We start from the raw sequence: 19,351 nt of genomic DNA, 5'->3' as shown, positions 1-19,351 counted from the left end.
GTAGTGAGGACTCGGCGTGCTCGCCCCGGCCGCGGTGATCGCATGTGACAGCACCGTGACGGCCATCAACAGCCCCAGTTCCACGTATGCCCCGCGCGGAAGAAGAGAAAGGGGGCTGCCGAGCGGCCCTGGGCACGGGCGGCGTGTGCCTGGATACAGCACGATATCTGCGGACGACTGCTGCATATTGCCCGGAAACGAGTTGCCGAGATGAGCGGATACGAGGATGCGGCGTATGGAGGAAGCCGAATTGAGTACGGAGGGGCGCGCCTCACCGCGCGCCCCTCGCAACCATCCGGCCCCTGCGTTACTTGACCGCCCCCGCCATAACCCCCGAAACAAACTGCTTCTGGAACGCGAAGAACACCGCCAGCGGAATCACCATCGAGATGAAGGCGCCCGGCGCCAGCACGTCGATGTTGTTGCCGAACTGCCGTACCTGTGTCTGCAGGGCGACCGTGATCGGCTGGCTGCCGGAGTCGGCGAAGATCAGCGCGACCAGCATGTCGTTCCACACCCACAGGAACTGGAAGATCCCGAGCGAGGCGATCGCGGGGCCGCCGAGCGGCATCACGACGCGTACGAACAGCCGGAGTTCACCCGCGCCGTCCAGACGCGCCGCCTCCAGCAGCTCCCGCGGGATCTCCGCGAAGAAGTTCCGCAGCAGGAACACGGCGAACGGCAAGCCGAATCCCACATGGAAGAGGATCACGCCGATGATCGAGCCGAAGATCCCGATGTCGCCGAAGAGCTTGGCGATCGGCAGCAGCGCGACCTGGACCGGCACCACCAGCAACCCCACGACCAGTAGGAACCACCAGTCCCGCCCCGGGAACTCCATCCAGGCGAAGGCATAGCCCGCGAGCGAGCCGATCACGACGACCAGCAGGGTCGCCGGGACGGTGATCCAGATGGTGTTGAGCAGTGAGCCCGTGATCGTGTCGTTCTCCAGCAGCCGCTGATAGCTGTCGAAGGTGATCTGCGACGGCTGAGAGAGCACCTTCCACCAGCCGCTGCTGCTCATGTCCGCCGGAGTGCGCAGCGAGGACAGCAGCAGCCCGATCGTCGGCACGAGCCAGAAGAGGCCCACCACGATCAGGAAGACACGGACGAAGCCGCCGCTCAGGACTTCCGCGATCCGCGAACCGAGCGACCGCTGCGCCTTCACGGCCTCTGCCGAGGGAGCGGCTTTCGGCACACCATCGTGCGCGGCACCACTGGGGGTGGTCATCGCCTTACCTCCCGCCGCAACCGCCGGATGTTGAACAGCATCACCGGTACGACGAGCAGCAGCAGGAACACCGCGATGGCGCTCGCGATGCCGGGCTGGTCGTCGCTGAACGCCGAGCGGTAGAGCTGCAGCGCAAGCACGTTCGCCTCGTCCTGCGAGGAACCCGGCGGGATGATGAACACCAGGTCGAAGATCTTCAGGACGTTGATCATCAGCGTGACGAGAACGACCGCGAGTACCGGCGCGAGCAGCGGCACAGTGATCCTTCTGAACACCTGCCATTCGGTGGCGCCGTCCACCCGCGCCGCCTCGAGGAGTTCGCGCGGCACTCCGGCCAGCCCCGCCGCGATCAGCACCATCGCGAACCCTGCCCACATCCAGATGTACGAACCGATGACCGCCGGGGTGATCAGGCTCGGACCGAGCCAGTCGATCCCGTTGTACGGCTCCCGGAAGTTCGAGGCCGGCAGGCGGAGTTGCGCCCCGTCGGCCTTCGACGACAGCGTGAACGTGCCGTCGGCCGCGGCCCGCGCCGAGTCCACCACCCTCCCATCCTTGACCGCCTCGATCCTCATGCCGGGATAGCCCAGCTCGGAGGCGTCGACGCCGTTGCGCTCGCCCACGCCCTTGCCGCGCGTGAAGTCCTGCCAGGTGGTGCCGGTGACCTTGCCCGGCTCGGTGGCCGGGGCCTTCGCCGGCTTCGCGCTGTCGGGCAACTGGTCGGGCGCCACACCGACCAGCGGCAGCACCACCGGTTCACCGGCCCGTACCGGCTCCTTCGTGATGAACGCGCCGCCGCCCGCCGCCTTCAGCGGCGACTCCGCGCCCGGGTGCGCCTTCGGGAACGCGGACGACTCGGCGAAGGTGTCGTGCACCCCCACCCACACGGCGTTGGCGAAGCCGCGGTCCGGATCCTGCTCGTACACCAGCCGGAAGATGATCCCGGCGGCAAGCATCGAGATCGCCATCGGCATGAAGATGACCAGTTTGAACGCCGTGCCCCAGCGGACCCGTTCGGTGAGCACCGCGAAGATCAGGCCGAGCGCCGTCGCGACGGCCGGGGCCACCGCAACCCAGATCACGTTGTTCTTGAGGGCGGTGCGGATGCCGTCGGTCGTGAACAGCGCCTTGTAGTTGTCGATCCCGACGAAGCTGCTGCCGGACTGGTCGAAGAAGCTGCGGACCAGCGAGTACCCGATCGGGTAGACCACGAGCGCACCGAGCAGCAGCAGCGCGGGCAGCAGAAAGAGTGCCGCCACCGTCCTGCGCGTGCCCGTCACGCTCTTACGACTCCGGGGTGCGGGAGGCGGCGGCGACTTCGCCGCGCCTCCCGCCGTCGACGACGTCATCGCCGGGTCAGTCCCCGTACGCCTTGGCCGCGTCCGCCTCCAGCGTGGCCTGTGTGCCCGCCACGTCCTTCGGGTTCTTCAGGAAGTCCTGCAGCGCCTTCCATTCGCCCGCGCCCGGCGTGCCGCCGAACGCCTGCGGGGCCTGGTCGGACATGTCGAAGCGGAAGTCGTCACCCGCGTCGATCAGCGCCTTGGCCATGTCCCGCTGCACGTCGTTCGGGTACGAGGCCAGGTCGACGTTCTTGTTCGGCGACAGGTAGCCGCCCTCCTTCGCCCAGATCGTCGCCGCGTCGGGCGAGGCGAGGAAGGTCAGCAGCGCCTGCCCGGCCTTGGAGTCCTTCAGCAGGACGGCCGCGTCGCCACCGCTGACGACGGGCGCCTCGGCACCGACGGCCGGGAACGGGAACACCTTGGCGTCCTTGCCGATCTCCGCGTTGGCCTGCGTGATGTTGATGCCGACGAAGTCGCCCTCGAAGACCATGCCCGCCTTGGGCTGGTCGCCGCCGGTGAACGTCTGCTCGACGGAGCGGGGGAACTCGGTCTGCAGCGCGCCGTCCGCGCCTCCCGCGATGTAGTCCTGCTTGCCGAAGAGCTCCCCGAGGGTGGTCAGCGCGTCCTTCACGGACGGGTCCGTCCACTTGATCTCGTGCTTGGCGAGCTGGTCGTACTTCTCAGGACCGGCCTGCGAGAGGTAGATGTTCTCGAACCAGTCGGTCAGCGTCCATCCGTCGGCGCCGCCGACCGACACGGGCGTGACCCCGGAGTCGTAGATCGTCTGCGCGGTGTCCAGGAACTCCTTCCAGGTCTTCGGCTCCGTCGCCCCCGCATTGTCGAAGACCGTGGTGTTGTACCAGATCAGCGACTTGTTGGCGGCCTTGAAGTACACGCCGTACTGCGTGCCGTCGACCTTGCCGAGGTCCTGCCAGCCCTGTGAGTAGTTCTTCGTGAGCTGCTCCTGGGCGTCCTTGCCCACCGGCTTCGCCCACTTCTTGTCGACGGCCTGCTTGATGGCGCCGACCTGCGGAAGCATTGCGACGTCCGGCGGCTCGCCACCCGCGATCTTCGAACCGAGGAAGTTGATGATCGGGTCCTGCGCGGGCACGAACGTCACCTTCGCACCCGTGCGCTTCTCGAACTCGGCCAGCACCTTCTTGAAGTTGGCCTGTTCCGGCCCGGTCCATACGGCGGAGACCTCGAGGCTCTCGCCGTCGAGCTTGGGAAGCGTGACGGTGGCGCCCGTCTCCTTGGTGGAGCCGCCCGTGCCCTCCTTGTCCTTGCCGTCGTCACCGCCGCACGCGGTGAGGGTGAGTGCGAGCGCGCCCGCGAGGACGGCTGCGGCGGTCTTTGCGGCCCGGTTCGTCGTATGTGTACGGTGCGTCTTTCGCTGTCGAAGAGTGCTGTGCATCACTGCCCCGTTCTCTTCCCTCGCTCCATCGCGAGTGCTTGCGAGACCTGTCCCGTGCGCTCTGGTCTACGCCTGCCCGCTCAGGCCCGGCAAGAGCGCCTGCGCTGTCCAGCGGATGATCGTGACGGGGTCGTGATGTCCACGCAGACGTGATGGGTGAGGTGCCCTCACAGCAGTGAGGGCACCTCGGAGGCCTCGACCGACCGCGCCGCCCGCTCCAGCGCACTCGCCAGCAACGCCAGATCCGTAGGCCCGTTCCCCAGCTCCCGCACAGGCCGCCGGGCCGGCGGATCGCCCATCCGCTCCCAGTCCAGCGCCACCACCGTGGGCCGCAGCGTCCCGGTCCGGGGGATGCGTCCGGTGACCCGACCCGCCTGGAACGGCGTCGCCCGCCCTGCGGCGGTGCGCAGGATCCCGCGCCCGGGCGCCGGGTCCTCGGCCCCGCCCGACGGTGCGTCCAGCGCGATACGCAGCGACGCCGACCGCCCGAGCTCCGTCTCCGCAGGGCGCCCCCCGACCCCGGTGGCCGCCACGAGGTGTACGCCGAGCCGCTCCCCGTCCCGTGCGACGGCCTCCAGCGCGCGTACGACCGAGCCGGCCGCGGGACGTCCGGGCGACCCGAGGGCCGGGGACAGCAGCGCGTCGACGTCGTCCACGACCACGACGAGCCGGGGCAGCGGCGGCCCCGGATCCGGACGCTCCCGGCCTCCAGCCGGCCGCAGGCGCAGTGTCGAGCTCGGCGGGGTGTCGAGATCGCCGGAAGCCTGCGAGCCCGCCGGCGTACCGGACGTCTGGGCGCCGGACTGGATACCGGATGTCTGGGTGCTGGGCTGCGTACCGGACGCCAGCGCGCCGCCGGAGGTCCCCGGCCGCCCCGGCGACCGAACCCCCATGGCCGACCGCTGCGCGACCATCCGGCCGGACACCTCGCGCGACGTGTGCCACTCGGCGAAGCCGAGCCGCCCCAGCAGCTCGGCCCGCCGCTTCAGCTCGGCCGTCAGCGACTGTGCGAACTCCCTCATTCGGACGGGATCGTTGGCCTTCAGATACGTCGTGACATGCGGCAGGTCCGTACAGACCCGCAGCCCGTCGCCGCGCCCGGCGGCCCCCGTACCGCTGCTGCCCGCCGCGGTGGGCCCGCTGCTTCCTCCTCCGCCGGCGTCGCGGCCGTCGATCAGGACGAGGCCGAGGCGGTCGGGCCGCTCCGCTGCGGCCAGCGACGCGGCGACCGAGCGCAGCAGTTCCGTCCTGCCGCTGCCCGGCGGCCCGTCGATCAGCAGGTGCGGGCCCTCGGCCGCGAGGTCCACGCACACCGGCCCGCGCGGCCCGGCGCCCAGCACGGCCCAGGCCCGGCCGCCGAGGTCCTCCGGACTGTCGCCGGCGGCCGCCCAACGTGCCAGGAGCGAAGCGGGGGTGGCCCGCGCGAGCCCCAACTCGTCGAGCAGCCGGGCCGCTTGGGGCAGCGGAGCGGACACGCGCGCGTGCCGCCCGCCGGGTGCGCCGTCCATCCGCAACGGCGCCAACGCCCGTGCGAACCGCTCGATCCAGGCCGCCGACACCGCGTCCACCGCGGCCACCGTGCCATGCCCGGCGATCTCTCCGCGGACGGTGCGCAGCAGCCGCAGCGCCGTGGCCACGTCGCCGCTCAGCAGGGCGACGGCCCCGCACGCGCGGAAGGCCGGGGACTCGGCACACGCGGCCTCGTACGTGTCCGCCAGCGGTGAGACGGGCGAGGCCGCCGGGGTCTCTGCGAGACACACGACGTGGATCCCCGCGGCTGCGCCGTGCTCGGCGAGCCGGGTCACGGCCTCCCGCAAGGCCGCGGAGCCCGGGTCGCCGTCCACCACGACCACGGTGTACGGCCCGGGACGTGCCCCTTCACCGGCAGGCCCGCCTGCCACGCCCTCACTCCCGCGGTGGCTGGGTCCGTCAGCACTGTGGCTGTGTCCGGGACCGTCGTCGGTGCGCGGTGAGCGCCCGTCCGGGTGGGGGGCGTGCCCGTACGCACGGTGGGCCTGCTCGTTCGCGTCGTGCCCGTACGCCTGGTGCCCGCGTCGGTGGTAGTCACCGGGCTCGTCGTGGGCGGCGTGGCCGTCGTGTGCGGGCCGGGACCCGTCGGGGGCGCCCGGGCGGGTGTCGGCAGGGAAGGCGCGTTGGCCGTGGACCTCCGCTGTGGGGGCGTGATCAGGCCTGGGCCGGGCGCCCGCCTCGGGGCCCGATGCGTCCGATGCGGCAGATGGAGCAGATGAGGTCGATGAGGCCGATGGGCCTTGGTCCGGGCGGTAGCCGTCCGACGAGCCCGAATGGCCTGTCCAGCCCGAATGGCCACCGGCCGCGCGTCCCGCGTCGTCCAGTCCGCCTTGCCTGCCGGCGGTCCAGAACGGCGTGTCCTCCCGCGAATGGCGTCCCATCCTGAGCGGACGGCCCGCAGTCCTGTGTTCGCGCAGGCGCTCGTCCAGGCGGCGGAGGAGTTCGTCCGTACGGGCAGCGGCCTGTTCGCGGTCGTACGCGAGAAGCAGGCGGCAGTCCTGGCCGTGGCCGGGGCGCAGATGGGGGAGCCAGCCCAGCCAGGACCACTCGGCGGTGCGCTCCTGCACAGGGCGCGCCCGGTCCGTGCTGATCAGCACGATCTCGAGCGCGTCGGGCGAGTGCAACGCGGCCAGCTGGGCGATCACGGACCGGGCGAGCCCGGACAGCCGCTCGCGCGGGCCCGCGAGGCCGAGCGCACCGGCCTCCCGCAGCCCGACGGTCACGGGCACCGCGGGAAGCAGGCCCGAGCCCCCCGGAGCCTGGCGGTCGGCGGTGCCGAGGCGCACCACCAGCGCCTCCGGATGGTCCGGCTCGCGCTCCCACAGCCGCGGTCCGGGCCCGAGGGCCGTGAGCAGCAGCGCGGCCGGGTCGGGCCAGGGCTCGAGTGTGGAGGAGCCCAGGGGCGTCCGCTGCTGCGGCGATGTCTCGTCAGCGCGGCCCGAGGCCCGGCCGTGGTCGTCCCGGCCGCGGCCCAGCCGCCGGGCCCAGGCCGTGAACCCTCCGCGCCTGCGCGGGCTCCGCGGCACCGTCGTGCCGCGTGTGGGCGTGCCCTTACGCGTGCGCTCATCGGGCGGTCCGCCCTGGCCGGGCACGACGGGCGGTACCTCTTGGTCGGGATCCGTGTCGCTGTCCGTACGCCCGAACGCGCTCTCGCGCCGGGCAGCCGGTCCCGCATCGGACTCATAGGGACCGGCCTGGCTCCGACCGCGGGGGCCGCTCCCCGCCCGGTCCGCCGGGTACGCGCCGTGACCGGCGCCTTCGCTCGGCGAGCCCGAGCCGCCCGCCGAGCCCGAGCCGAGGTCGCTCCCTGTCCCGTCCTGCGAGTACGGACGCCGAGTGCGGTCGGTCTCCGCCGCACCCCGTTCGTACGCGCCGGTCCAGGCTCCGGCCGATCCCTCTCCGTACGTGGCTTGCCTGCCGTCGGCCGCGCCCCTGTCCTGGTCCTGCGGCCCTTTCCCGTACGCATGGTGCGTCGCGCCCGAGGGCTCTGGCTCGCCCCGGCCCCCGGCGGGAACCTGTGCCGTATGCGGCCCGTCGGCCACGCGCGCGTGCGCGGCGTCGAAGGCGCCTGGCATGCCGGAGTCCCCTGACACGCCCGGGACCCCTGTCGTCGCCGTACCGGAAGAGGTGCTGGACCCGTCTCGTGTGCCCGCCGTGTCGAACGCGCCGTCGAACGCGCCCTGCCCACCGGCCACGCCCGACCCGTGCGCCGTACCCGACGCATTCGCCGTACCCGACGCATTCGCCGTACCCGAGGCATTCTCCGTGCCCGACGTACGGCCGCCGCCCCGGGCAGCCGCTCCCCTCAGCCCTTCGCCGCTGCCCGCGCCCGCCGCGCGCATGCCGTCGCCCCCGTCCCCGCTCGCCGCAGCCCCGGCGGCACGCCGCACCCGCACGTGGCCCTCTCCGTCCGGCGTCGTCGGCAATGCGGGCGCCGCGTCGCCCATCGGTGCGAGGCGGAGGGCGGATTCGCCCAGGCGCAGCAGCGCCCCGGGCGCGAGGCGGACCGGGCGGTGGTCTATCCGCGCGCCGTTCACCGTCGTGCCGTTCGTGGAGCCCAGATCCGTGACGGAGACGCCGCCGTCCGCGGCGACCGTCACGGCGCAGTGCAGCCGTGACACGTCCGGGTCGTCCAGCGGGACGTCCGCGTCCGCGGAGCGGCCGATGTCGATCCGGCCGCCGTGCAACAGATGGACGCCGCCCGCGTCCGGCCCGGCGACGACGTGCAACTGGGCCGTGGCGCCCTCGAACTCGGGGCCGGGGTCGGCGGGAGAGCCCAGCGCGAGCACGGCACCGTCGATCAGGGGCGGCTCGCCCAGCGTGCAGCGCTGCGCGTCGAGCCGCTCCGCACCCGCGTACAGCACCGCGGGACCGTCGCCGCCCGCGACCGCCGCCGCCAGGCCCGAGGCCACCTCGGCGAGTGCGGTCCCGGCCGGTGCGGTGACCAGCACGTCGCACGCGGCCGCGCGGCCCGTCGGTTCGGGTCGCGGCCCCAGGACGGTCAGCCGGATCTGCATCGCCGTCAGCAGTCCCTTCTGCGGGCACCCGGCACGGGGCTGCGCTGTGATTCCCCCCACCGCACACGGGCACGTCGGCCAGTACTGGAGGCATCCTCGCACCCGCCACCGACAACACGCCCGGCGACCACCCGTAAGTGATCTTGATTGGTCGGCTCTGCCCGCAAAAGTACCCGCCCTGTACCGCAGCCGGTGTCCGCTTGGGATCGCCCAGGGGGTGATCCCGGCAACCAACACCCCCGGCGACGCGTCTTTCCCCACCACAAATGGAGGCGGCTCGGGGAGGAGTGCCACGAGGACCACAGGAGAGGAGTGCAACGAGAACCACAGGAAGTCGACAGGCCGGAGCTCCGGTCGGTCCCACTACAGTGGATCGGAACGCTGGGACCGCCAGGGTCAGTCCCCTTCCGAAGCCGTCAGGGCAGCCGGACGGGCGAGCACAGACCAGCAGAGCAAGCACAAAAGGCACAAGCAAGCTGAAGCAAGCACACCAGTGCGAGCAACAGACCAGCCAGGGCAAGTAGCAAGCAGGGAGCGCATGACGTGCGGCCGGTAGGCAGCAAGTACCTGCTCGAGGAGCCGCTCGGACGCGGCGCCACGGGCACCGTCTGGCGAGCCCGCCAGCGGGAGACCGCGGGCGCAGAAGCGGCCGTGCCGGGCCAGCCCGGCGAGACTGTGGCGATCAAGGTCCTCAAGGAGGAGCTCGCCAACGACGCGGACGTCGTGATGCGCTTCCTTCGCGAGCGCTCCGTGCTCCTGCGGCTCACGCACCCGAACATCGTGCGGGTGCGCGACCTCGTCGTCGAGGGCGACCTGCTCGCCCTCGTCATGGACCTGGTCGACGGCCCGGACCTGCATCGCTATCTGCGTGAGAACGGCCCGTTCAGCCCCGTCGCCGCGGCCCTGCTGACCGCCCAGGTCGCCGACGCGCTGGCCGCGAGCCACGCCGACGGCGTCGTGCACCGCGACCTCAAGCCCGCCAACGTCCTGCTGAAGCAGGAGGGCGGCCAGATGCACCCGATGCTGACCGACTTCGGCATCGCCCGCCTGGCGGACTCGCCGGGCCTGACCCGCACGCACGAGTTCGTCGGCACGCCCGCGTACGTCGCGCCGGAGTCCGCCGAGGGCCGCCCGCAGACCTCCGCCGTCGACGTCTACGGCGCGGGGATCATGCTGTACGAGCTGGTCACCGGCCGTCCGCCGTTCGCCGGCAGCTCGGCCCTGGAGGTACTCCACCAGCACCTCAGCGCGGAACCGCGCCGCCCGTCCACGGTCCCCGACCCCCTGTGGACGGTCATAGAGCGCTGCCTGCGCAAGAACCCGGACGAACGCCCCAGCGCCGAGAACCTCGCGCGCGGGCTGCGCGTCGTCGCCGAGGGCGTCGGCGTGCACGCGAACTCCGCGCAGATCGCCGCCGCGGAGGGCGTCGGCGCCCTGCTCGCGCCCGACCCGTCCCCCGCCACGGTCCCGGGCATCCCCGGCGCCGCCGACCCCACGCAGGTGCTGCCCAACAACGCGGCAGCGAACGCAGGGTCGAACGCGGGTGCGTACGACCCGAACGCGGCGACCAGCGTCATGCCGCACACCGCCGGTTCCGGCGCTGCCGACCCGACCGCCGCCCTGCCCAACCGGGGCGCGCCCGATCCGACCGCCGTCATGCCGTCGATGCCGCAGAACCAGCCCGGCGGGCAGCGCCCGTCCGGCGGGGCACCCGAGGACCCGCACCCCTGGCAGAACCAGCTGCGCGCGGCCCGCGACCGCAACGAGCAGACACAGGTCCAGTACCTGGACCCGAACGAGGACCCGCTGCGACGCCGGCCCCAGCGCCAGGTCGCCCGCCCTCAGCCGAGCCCTCAGCAGCAGCGGCCGCAAGAGCGTCCGCAGGCTCAGCCGCAGCCGTACGCACCGCAGCGACAGCAGCCGCAGCGGTACGCCCCCGCGCCTGCCTCCCAGCCCCAGCCCCAGCGGTACGCCGAGCCGCCGCGGCAGGCGCCCCGGCCGGAGCGCGAGCCCCGGCAGCCGAGGCAGCGCAGCGCCAACCCGATGCGGATCCCGGGCCTCGGCTGCCTCAAGGGGTGCCTGTTCACGATGGTCATCCTGTTCGTCGCGGGCTGGCTCATCTGGGAGCTGAGCCCCCTCCAGGAGTGGATCGGCACGACCAAGGGCTACTGGCAGCAGCTGTCGGACTGGTTCACCACGGTCTCGGACTGGGTCGGCGAACTCGGCGGCGGGTCAGGCTCCGGAACCGGAACCGGGTCCGGTTCCGGGATGGGAACGGGGTCCGGGTTCGAGTCGTGGCTGGGGCAGTAGCGAGCGAGTCTGGGGATTTGTCGACATCTGCAGGGTGATTTCCTCCTCGGAAGTGAAGGTTGGCTCCACGGCCGCGTAGTTTTGTCGGCTGAAGCCCGGGGCCCGCGGTGGCAGCCGCTGATTGCGCCCGGCCCCCGGGAGAGCACAGTGTGGCCAACACGCGTCCGTAGGAGCAGTCTTGGCACGGAAGATCGGCAGCCGGTACACCGCCCACCAGATCCTGGGACGCGGCAGCGCCGGCACGGTGTGGCTGGGTGAGGGCCCGGAGGGGCCCGTCGCCATCAAGCTGCTGCGCGAGGACCTCGCGTCCGACCAGGAGCTGGTCGGACGCTTCGTCCAGGAGCGCACCGCGCTGCTCGGCCTGGACCACCCGCGCGTGGTCGGCGTGCGCGACCTGGTCGTCGACGGCAACGACCTCGCGCTCGTCATGGATCTCGTACGCGGGACGGATCTGCGGACCCGGCTCGAGCGCGAGCGCCGGCTCGCCCCGGAGGCCGCGGTCGCCATCGTCGCCGACGTGGCCGACGGACTCGCGGCCGCGCACGCCGCGGGCATCGTGCACCGCGACGTGAAGCCGGAGAACGTTCTGCTGGACATGCAGGGGCCGCTCGGTCCCGGTGGCTCGCATCCCGCGCTGCTCACCGACTTCGGTGTGGCCAAGCTCATCGACACGCCCCGGCGTACCCGTGCCACGAAGATCATCGGCACTCCCGACTACCTCGCGCCGGAGATCATCGAGGGTCTGCCGCCGACGGCCTCCGTGGACATCTACGCGCTGGCCACCGTGCTGTACGAGCTGCTCGCGGGCTTCACGCCCTTCGGTGGCGGCCATCCCGGGGCGGTGCTGCGGCGGCACGTCACGGAGACGGTCGTCCCGCTGCCGGGCATCCCGGACGAGCTGTGGCAGCTGATCGTGCAGTGCCTGGCCAAGGCCCCCGCCTCACGGCTGCGGGCCTCCGAGCTCGGCGCGCTGCTTCGGCAGCAGCTGCCGCTGCTCGTGGGGATGCCGCCGCTGGACGTGGACGAGCCGGACGAGGAGCCGGCGGACGACGCCGACGCGTCGCCCGGGCCGGCCGGACCGGCGTACGACGATCCGGCGCCGTCCCCGGACCGTGGGGCGGCCCGGCGGGGCGCCGTGCCGCTGGTGCGGGGGGCTGCGCCCGACTCGAACCGTGACACGCATACGAGCATGCGGGTCCCGGCGCCCGACGAGCTCGCCGGGGGCGCTCGCGGTACGGCGCGGGCTCCGCGGGCCGCGGGCGTGCCGCGGCCGGGGTCCGCGCGGCATCGGGCCGCGGCTCGCCGGCGGCGGATCACCCTGGGGGTGGCCGGGGTGGTGCTGGCGGCCGTGGTGGGCGTCGGGACGTGGGTGGCCACGTCGGGGGGCGACGCGGACGCGACGCCCCAGGACACGGAGACCTCGGCGCCGGCCAGCCCCTGACGGGCCCGTGCTGGTGCCTCTACCGGTGGGGGTGCCTCCCATGCCCTTAATGCAATGGGGAAGGGCGGGCACAACCCACGACGGCGGGCCACCTGGCGTATGCCGTACACCACGACGTGGGCTGACCAGGGGGCGGCGGCTACCGACCGTATTACGTGCACCACGCAGTGGTGGGGCCCCCATCAGAGGGGGAAGCGAACGTTGCGCCAGCCGTTAGGCTGGAGGGCGTGGCAGTCGTCGATGTATCCGAAGAGCTCAAGTCCCTCTCCTCGACCATGGAGTCGATCGAGGCCGTCCTGGACCTCGACAAGCTGAGGGCAGACATCGCCGTGCTCGAGGAGCAGGCGGCCGCGCCGTCCCTGTGGGACGACCCGGACGAGGCGCAGAAGATCACCAGCAGGCTCTCCCACCTGCAGGCCGAGGTCCGCAAGGCGGAGGCCCTGCGCGGGCGGATCGACGACCTCGGCGTCCTCTTCGAGCTCGCCGAGGCGGAGGACGATCCCGAGACCCGCGCGGAGGCCGAGCAGGAGCTCGCCGACGTCCGGAAGGCGCTGGACGAGATGGAAGTCAGGACGCTGCTCTCGGGTGAGTACGACGCCCGTGAGGCGCTCGTGAACATCCGTGCGGAGGCCGGTGGGGTCGACGCCGCCGACTTCGCCGAGAAGCTGCAGCGCATGTATCTGCGCTGGGCCGAGCAGAAGGGCTACAAGACCGAGGTCTACGAGACGTCGTACGCGGAAGAGGCCGGCATCAAGTCGACCACCTTCGCCGTCCAGGCGCCCTACGCCTACGGAACGCTCTCCGTCGAGCAGGGCACCCACCGCCTCGTCCGGATCTCGCCCTTCGACAACCAGGGCCGCCGCCAGACCTCCTTCGCCGGTGTCGAGGTGCTCCCGGTCGTCGAGCAGACCGACCACATCGAGATCGACGAGTCCGAGCTGCGCGTCGACGTCTACCGTTCCTCGGGCCCCGGCGGCCAGGGCGTGAACACGACGGACTCCGCGGTCCGCCTCACCCACATCCCCACCGGCATCGTCGTCTCCTGCCAGAACGAGCGCTCGCAGATCCAGAACAAGGCCACGGCCATGAATGTTCTGCAGGCGAAGCTGCTCGAGCGGCGCCGCCAGGAGGAGCAGGCCAAGATGGACGCCCTCAAGGGCGACGGCGGCAATTCCTGGGGCAACCAGATGCGCTCGTACGTCGTGCACCCGTACCAGATGGTCAAGGACCTGCGGACCGAACACGAAGTCGGCAATCCCGAGGCCGTGTTCAACGGTGAGATCGACGGATTCCTGGAGGCCGGAATTCGCTGGCGCAAGCAGCAGGAGAAATAACCTGCCGCTTTGTCGACAAGGCAACTGTCGCTCTCGGAGCGGCAGTTGCCTTTTGTGTTCCTGGTTGTCTGCCTTTTACATCACACTCACATGTCTTTACGGCGGTCAAGTACCCGCATATCCGGCATCGCGTACGCAACGACCTTGACGTTGCTGTGAAAACTGGGAAGGCTAACGCGCGGCATGCGTATCACTGGGGCGCGTGTGAACAGGGGGCCGGCTCACCGGAGTTGCCCCACCGCTGCCCCGGGCGCTGCTCCATTGACGATCAGCTACTGGGGGTAGCAGGCAGATGACCAAGAAGACGCGGATCCGTGTGGCTCGGATAGCAGCCGGTGCGGTGATCGCCGCCGGTGCTTCGCTGACCGCCGCCGGTGCCGCTTCGGCCCTGGATGTCGGTGTCGACCTGGGTGTCGTCGGCGTCGGCGCGCACGCCGGCGAGGACGGCATCGGTGTCGACGTGAACGTACCGGCCGCCGACGAGCCGGAGGAGCCGGCGCCGTCCGACACCGGTATCCCGGGCGACCCCGCCGATCCGGCGGACCCGGCCGACCCGGGTGACCCGGGGGACGGGGACCCGGCCGACCCGGCTGACCCGGCGGATCCGGCTGACCCCGCCGACCCGGCTGACCCGGCCGACCCGGTCGAGCCCACCGACGAGCCCACGGAGCCGACCGAGGACCCGACGGAGGGTGGTGGCATCGGCGGTGGCAACGACAACACCGACCCCGACGGCGGCTCCCAGCCCGTCGAGCAGGGCGAGGGCAAGGAAGCGCTCACCGACACCGGCTCCGAGCCGGCCGCGGACGAGGGCGAGCTCGCCGAGACGGGTGCCGCCGAGACCACCTTCCTGCTGATCGGTGCCGCCACCATGATCGCCGGTGGCATCGGCTTCCGCATGCTGCCGCGCCTCATGGGCGGCCGCGCCGCCGTCTGATCAGCGGCGAAGTCGTACGCGTACGACGCATCCGCTGTGATGCATGAGCAAGGGCCCGGAGCGTTTCTCGCTCCGGGCCCTTGTCGTCGACTCCGGCAGTTCGTGAGGTGCCCTGCATCGCCACACTGTGTGTGTCGTCACGTTCCGTGAGGGGCTGACTTCGGACCTGAGAGGACATCCAGCCCGTGGGGTCAACCGTTGCGGTAACGGTGCGTGACTGGTATGTGCCTACGCAGTCTGGTGTGCCAGCAGCGCGACGGCCGCGATCAGCACCACGAGCAGCGCTATCAGCGCCATGGGGTTGAGGCCCCCGAAGGGGCCCTCCTGCTGCAGCCGCTCCCGGTTCGCACGGCATACGGGGCAGCGGCCTTCACTCACGGGCGCAGCGCAGTTCGCGCACACCAGTCGGTCGTAGGTCATGCGCTTGCCCTCCTTGCGCCCGAACCGGCGCCGCTCCCGCGGAGCTGGTCGTCTGCCGCCGGGGTCTGCTCAGTCGATGGTTGCGACGTCTTCATCTGAACAACGGTCCGCGGCGGACCGCTGTTCCCCCTACCACTGTGCCAGCTTCTGCCGATTTCGGCGCGGCTCCTCGGATCCTGCCCCGTCCCGCCGGATTCAGCCCGTTCCGTTCCGTGACAAATCGCGCAACCGGAGAGCAAGTGATGACGCCGACTGCGCCCCGGCGCCAGGTTCGCGTATGGTCACGGTCACCTACCCCCGGCGACCCGTGGTGCATCCGTGATCCGATTCGACAACGTCTCCAAGGTCTACCCCAAGCAGACCCGCCCCGCTCTGAGGGAAGTGTCCCTCGAGGTCGAGCGTGGTGAGTTCGTATTCCTGGTCGGGTCCTCCGGCTCCGGAAAGTCCACCTTCCTGCGGCTGGTCCTGCGCGAGGAGCGGGCCAGCCACGGACAGGTGCATGTCCTGGGCAAGGACCTCGCGCGGCTGTCCAACTGGAAGGTGCCCCAGATGCGCCGCCAGCTGGGGACCGTCTTCCAGGACTTCCGGCTGCTGCCGAACAAGACGGTCGCTGAGAACGTCGCGTTCGCGCAGGAGGTCATCGGCAAGTCACGGGGCGAGATCCGCAAGTCCGTGCCGCAGGTGCTCGACCTCGTCGGGCTCGGCGGCAAGGAGGACCGGATGCCCGGTGAGCTCTCCGGCGGTGAGCAGCAGCGCGTCGCGATCGCGCGGGCCTTCGTCAACCGGCCCAAGCTGCTGATCGCCGACGAGCCCACCGGCAACCTCGACCCGCAGACCTCCGTCGGGATCATGAAGCTCCTCGACCGCATCAACCGGACCGGCACCACCGTCGTGATGGCGACCCACGACCAGAACATCGTGGACCAGATGCGCAAGCGCGTCATCGAGCTGGAGAAGGGCCGCCTCGTCCGCGACCAGGCGCGCGGCGTCTACGGCTACCAGCACTGACTGCCCGAGCATGAAGCACCTGTCCATGGAAAGGCCTGAGTAGACGCCATGCGCGCCCAGTTCGTCCTGTCGGAGATCGGCGTCGGTCTCCGCCGCAATCTCACGATGACCTTCGCGGTCGTCGTCTCCGTCGCCCTCTCACTGGCCCTGTTCGGCGGTTCGCTGCTGTTGCGCGACCAGGTCAGCACGATGAAGGGCTACTGGTACGACAAGGTCAACGTCTCGGTCTTCCTCTGCAACAAGAGCGACGCCGAGTCGGACCCCAACTGCGCCAAGGGCGCCGTCACGACCGAGCAGAAGAAGCAGATCGAGAGCGACCTGGACAAGATGTCGGTCGTCGAGAGCGTCACGCACGAGTCGGCCGATGAGGCGTACAAGCACTACAAGGAGCAGTTCGGCGACTCGCCGCTGGCCAGCTCGCTCACTCCGGACCAGATGCAGGAGTCGTACCGCATCAAGCTGAAGGACCCGGAGAAGTACCAGGTCATCGCGACCGCCTTCGACGGTCGTGACGGCGTCCAGTCCGTGCAGGACCAGAAGGGCATCCTGGACAACCTCTTCGGGCTGCTCAACGGCATGAACTGGGCGGCGCTCGCGGTGATGGCGCTGATGCTGATCGTCGCGCTGATGCTGATCGTCAACACGGTGCGTGTGTCGGCGTTCAGCCGGCGGCGCGAGACCGGGATCATGCGGCTCGTCGGCGCCTCCAGCTTCTACATCCAGATGCCGTTCATCATGGAGGCCGCGGTCGCCGGTGCCATCGGCGGTGTGGTCGCCTGCGTGATGCTGCTCGTGGGCCGGTACTTCATCATCGACCACGGCCTCGCGCTCTCCGAGAAGCTCAATCTGATCAACTTCATCGGCTGGGACGCCGTGCTGGCCAAGCTGCCGCTCGTCCTCGCGATCGGGCTGCTGATGCCGGCAATGGCGGCGTTCTTCGCGTTGCGCAAGTACCTGAAGGTGTGACGCATGACCCGAGCGCCGCGCGGTCCAACGCACCGTGCGGCGCTCTGCGTTGTCCTAGACTCACCGTCATGTCAGGTCTTGACCTGTTCTCCAAGCCCCGCCGCGTGCGCCGCGGGGCGACCCTGACATTGGTCTTCGCAGGCGTGCTGGCCACCGGCGTGGCCACCGGTTCCTGGAACACCGATCCCGGTCAGTCCCGTAAATCCCCCTCCGACCGCCTCGGTTCGGTCTCCGCCGCCCACGAGGAGGACGTGACCGAGGCCGCGGCCCAGGCGATGGCCGACGGCAAGTCCGTTACGGAGGCGGCCGAACGCGTGGTCAGCCGCAGCGGGGACCGCTGGGGCGCGGTGTACTCGCCCGACGAGTACGAGAAATTCGAGCAGGCCCTCGAAGGCGAGTACACCGGTGTCGGGCTGTGGGCCGGGCGCGCCGAGGACGGCCGGATCCAGGTGGCCCGCGTCCAGTCCGGCGGGCCCGCCGAGCGGGCAGGCATCCGCGCGGGAGACTGGCTGCGCACCGTCGACGGCGAGCGCATAGCGGGCCGGCCCACCACCGAGGTCGTGGCCCTGCTGCGCGGCGACGAGAAGAGCGCGGACGCCGGCAGCCCCGTCACCCTCGGTATGCAGCGCGGCACGCGCGCGTGGAGCGTGACGCTGCACCGGGCCCTGCTCTCCACGGACTCCGTCACCGTCCGGCAGCTCCGGGGCGGCACCGTGCTGATCAAGATCGTGGCCTTCACGAAGGGCTCGGGCGACCGCGTGCGGTCCGCCGTGCGGGACGCACCCGCCGGCGCCGGCATCCTGCTGGACCTGCGCGGCAACTCCGGCGGCCTGGTCAGCGAGGCCGCGACGGCGGCCTCCGCCTTCCTTGACGGCGGCCTCGTGGCGACGTACGACGTGCGGGGCGACGAGCGTGCCCTGCACGCCGACCCGGGCGGCGACACCGAGAGACCCGTGGTCGCGCTCGTCGACGGCGGCACGATGAGCGCGGCTGAGCTCCTCGCGGGCGCCCTGCAGGACCGCGGCCGTGCGGTCGTCGTGGGCTCCAGGACCTTCGGCAAGGGCTCCGTGCAGATGCCGAGCCGGCTGCCGGACGGCTCCGTCGCCGAGCTCACCGTCGGCCACTACCGCACCCCGTCGGGGCGCGCCGTCGACGGCAGGGGCATCACTCCCGACCTCGAGGCCCGCCAAGGGGCCCAGAAGCAGGCCGAGACGGTATTGAGTGGCCTCGGGGGCCCCTCGTAGTGCGAAAATGGCCGCACTATGGCAAAGGAAAAAGGGCGCAAGCTGATCGCGCAGAACAAGAAGGCGCGGCACGACTACCTCATCATCGACACCTATGAGGCCGGTCTGGTCCTCACCGGTACCGAGGTGAAGTCGCTGCGTCAGGGGCGAGCCTCGCTGGTGGACGGCTTCGTGCAGCTCGACGGCGGCGAGGCGTGGCTGCACAACGTGCACGTGCCTGAGTACAGCCAGGGAACCTGGACCAACCACAGCGCCCGCCGCAAGCGGAAGCTGCTGCTGCACCGCGCGGAGATCGAGAAGCTGGACTCGAAGTCCCAGGAGACCGGTCACACGATCGTGCCCCTTGCGCTGTACTTCAAGGACGGCCGCGCCAAGATCGAGATCGCGCTGGCCAAGGGCAAGAAGGAGTACGACAAGCGGCAGACGCTGCGCGAGAAGCAGGACCGGCGCGAGGCGGAGCGGGCGATGTCGGCGGTCCGGCGGAAGCAGCGGGCCTGAGGAGCGCGCCGGTCGGGACCCGCGTCCCCGCGGCTGCCCGCAGCGACCGGGCCGCTCTCGGCGGGGCCGTGTCCGCGCGGGGCGGAATACGCTGGCACCCGCGTGCGTTGGTCACGTACGATGGCACCTGCCCCTCACAGAGGGGGCGCCGTTTTGAAAAGTCAACATGGGGATGATCGGTTTCGACAGCGGCTGTCGAAGCAGGGGAAGCGTGTCGAGGAAGCGGCCATGATCTCGTAAACCACAGGCCGAAAAAAATAATCGCCGAAACCAAGCGCGATTCCTTCGCCCTCGCTGCCTAAGTAGCGACTCGCGAAGTGTCAGCCCGGGGCTGTTCCCGACCCGGATCCTGGCATCAGCTAGGGGACTAAACCTTGATCCCGGTCACGGGGTGAAGAGGGAAAACAAACAGTGACTGAGCCCGTCGGAGACTTGTCCGCGTGATCTCCGGGGCCGAGAAAAGCGAAGCGGACTGCACACGGAGAAGCCCTGGTTCTGCACCGTTGGACGCGGGTTCGATTCCCGCCATCTCCACCACCCCATGTGGCCCCTGACCTGTGATTACGTCGACAGGTCAGGGGCTTTCTGCATGTCTTGGGGGCACGGCGGGGGCACGGGTGTCCCCGCAACCCGTGACAGAGCACTTGCCCCTGGCGTTTGC

The 19,351-nt window shown here is 71.0% G+C and carries 13 protein-coding genes and 1 other RNA gene; 9 read left to right on the top strand and 5 right to left on the bottom strand.

Annotated elements, in window-relative coordinates:
• Window positions 1–307: 307 nt before the first annotated feature.
• The 4 genes from ACSMXV_RS17465 to ACSMXV_RS17450 all read right to left on the bottom strand — a co-directional run bounded on the left by ACSMXV_RS17465 (window position 308) and on the right by ACSMXV_RS17450 (window position 8,532).
• Window positions 308–1,231, bottom strand: coding sequence for a carbohydrate ABC transporter permease (locus tag ACSMXV_RS17465; protein WP_473178509.1), 924 nt, complete (start codon window positions 1,229–1,231; stop codon window positions 308–310).
• Complete coding sequence (locus tag ACSMXV_RS17460; RefSeq protein ID WP_473178508.1) at window positions 1,228–2,580, bottom strand: carbohydrate ABC transporter permease; 1,353 nt, start codon at window positions 2,578–2,580, stop codon at window positions 1,228–1,230. Before ACSMXV_RS17460 ends, ACSMXV_RS17465 begins: the two co-directional genes overlap by 4 nt.
• Before the next feature lie 7 nt (window positions 2,581–2,587).
• Window positions 2,588–3,985 (bottom strand): ABC transporter substrate-binding protein, encoded by a 1,398-nt coding sequence (locus ACSMXV_RS17455; protein ID WP_473178507.1) that lies wholly within the window; start codon window positions 3,983–3,985, stop codon window positions 2,588–2,590.
• A 167-nt stretch (window positions 3,986–4,152) separates the two neighbouring features.
• On the bottom strand, window positions 4,153–8,532 hold the full coding sequence (locus ACSMXV_RS17450; RefSeq protein ID WP_473178506.1) for an FHA domain-containing protein: 4,380 nt from the start codon (window positions 8,530–8,532) through the stop codon (window positions 4,153–4,155).
• A 543-nt stretch (window positions 8,533–9,075) separates the two neighbouring features.
• Between ACSMXV_RS17450 and ACSMXV_RS17445 the strand changes: the two genes are divergently transcribed.
• From ACSMXV_RS17445 to ACSMXV_RS17430, 4 genes are all read left to right on the top strand, one after another.
• Window positions 9,076–10,842 carry a serine/threonine-protein kinase gene (locus ACSMXV_RS17445; protein WP_473178505.1) on the top strand — a complete coding sequence of 589 codons (1,767 nt, stop codon included), beginning with the start codon at window positions 9,076–9,078 and terminating at the stop codon, window positions 10,840–10,842.
• A gap of 178 nt (window positions 10,843–11,020) precedes the next feature.
• Window positions 11,021–12,283 (top strand): serine/threonine-protein kinase, encoded by a 1,263-nt coding sequence (locus ACSMXV_RS17440; RefSeq protein ID WP_473178504.1) that lies wholly within the window; start codon window positions 11,021–11,023, stop codon window positions 12,281–12,283.
• 227 nt (window positions 12,284–12,510) lie between these two features.
• Window positions 12,511–13,617: a peptide chain release factor 2 gene (gene prfB / locus ACSMXV_RS17435; RefSeq protein WP_181862471.1), complete on the top strand. Its 1,107-nt coding sequence runs from the start codon at window positions 12,511–12,513 to the stop codon at window positions 13,615–13,617.
• Between the two features lie 292 nt (window positions 13,618–13,909).
• On the top strand, window positions 13,910–14,554 hold the full coding sequence (locus tag ACSMXV_RS17430; protein WP_473178503.1) for a hypothetical protein: 645 nt from the start codon (window positions 13,910–13,912) through the stop codon (window positions 14,552–14,554).
• A 228-nt stretch (window positions 14,555–14,782) separates the two neighbouring features.
• On the opposite strand, the gene ACSMXV_RS17425 is transcribed toward ACSMXV_RS17430, so the two are convergent.
• On the bottom strand, window positions 14,783–14,974 hold the full coding sequence (locus tag ACSMXV_RS17425; RefSeq protein WP_181862472.1) for a hypothetical protein: 192 nt from the start codon (window positions 14,972–14,974) through the stop codon (window positions 14,783–14,785).
• Between the two features lie 318 nt (window positions 14,975–15,292).
• Here ACSMXV_RS17425 and ftsE point away from each other — a divergent pair, with 318 nt between their 5' ends.
• From ftsE to ssrA, 5 genes are all read left to right on the top strand, one after another.
• A complete protein-coding gene (ftsE, locus tag ACSMXV_RS17420) occupies window positions 15,293–15,982 on the top strand; it encodes a cell division ATP-binding protein FtsE (protein ID WP_181660429.1) in 690 nt (229 codons plus the stop codon).
• Between the two features lie 48 nt (window positions 15,983–16,030).
• Complete coding sequence (gene ftsX / locus ACSMXV_RS17415; protein WP_181660428.1) at window positions 16,031–16,948, top strand: permease-like cell division protein FtsX; 918 nt, start codon at window positions 16,031–16,033, stop codon at window positions 16,946–16,948.
• 68 nt (window positions 16,949–17,016) lie between these two features.
• Window positions 17,017–18,192 (top strand): S41 family peptidase, encoded by a 1,176-nt coding sequence (locus ACSMXV_RS17410; RefSeq protein ID WP_473178502.1) that lies wholly within the window; start codon window positions 17,017–17,019, stop codon window positions 18,190–18,192.
• An 18-nt stretch (window positions 18,193–18,210) separates the two neighbouring features.
• On the top strand, window positions 18,211–18,690 hold the full coding sequence (gene smpB / locus ACSMXV_RS17405; protein WP_181660426.1) for an SsrA-binding protein SmpB: 480 nt from the start codon (window positions 18,211–18,213) through the stop codon (window positions 18,688–18,690).
• 168 nt (window positions 18,691–18,858) lie between these two features.
• Window positions 18,859–19,227, top strand: a transfer-messenger RNA (tmRNA) gene (gene ssrA / locus ACSMXV_RS17400).
• The last annotated feature ends 124 nt before the right edge of the window (window positions 19,228–19,351 follow it).

Source organism: Streptomyces sp. DSM 42067 (genome assembly GCF_055792885.1).
The sequence above is the reverse complement of the archived record's forward strand: the minus strand, read 5'-3'. Positions and strand labels throughout refer to the sequence as shown.

Coding starts and splice junctions, on each gene's coding strand:
- ACSMXV_RS17465 (WP_473178509.1), bottom strand. CDS start 1,231: ATGACCACCCCCAGTGGTGCCGCGCACGATGGTGTGCCGAAAGCCGCT.
- ACSMXV_RS17460 (WP_473178508.1), bottom strand. CDS start 2,580: ATGACGTCGTCGACGGCGGGAGGCGCGGCGAAGTCGCCGCCGCCTCCC.
- ACSMXV_RS17455 (WP_473178507.1), bottom strand. CDS start 3,985: ATGCACAGCACTCTTCGACAGCGAAAGACGCACCGTACACATACGACG.
- ACSMXV_RS17450 (WP_473178506.1), bottom strand. CDS start 8,532: ATGCAGATCCGGCTGACCGTCCTGGGGCCGCGACCCGAACCGACGGGC.
- ACSMXV_RS17430 (WP_473178503.1), top strand. CDS start 13,910: ATGACCAAGAAGACGCGGATCCGTGTGGCTCGGATAGCAGCCGGTGCG.
- ACSMXV_RS17425 (WP_181862472.1), bottom strand. CDS start 14,974: ATGACCTACGACCGACTGGTGTGCGCGAACTGCGCTGCGCCCGTGAGT.
- ftsX (WP_181660428.1), top strand. CDS start 16,031: ATGCGCGCCCAGTTCGTCCTGTCGGAGATCGGCGTCGGTCTCCGCCGC.
- ACSMXV_RS17410 (WP_473178502.1), top strand. CDS start 17,017: ATGTCAGGTCTTGACCTGTTCTCCAAGCCCCGCCGCGTGCGCCGCGGG.
- smpB (WP_181660426.1), top strand. CDS start 18,211: ATGGCAAAGGAAAAAGGGCGCAAGCTGATCGCGCAGAACAAGAAGGCG.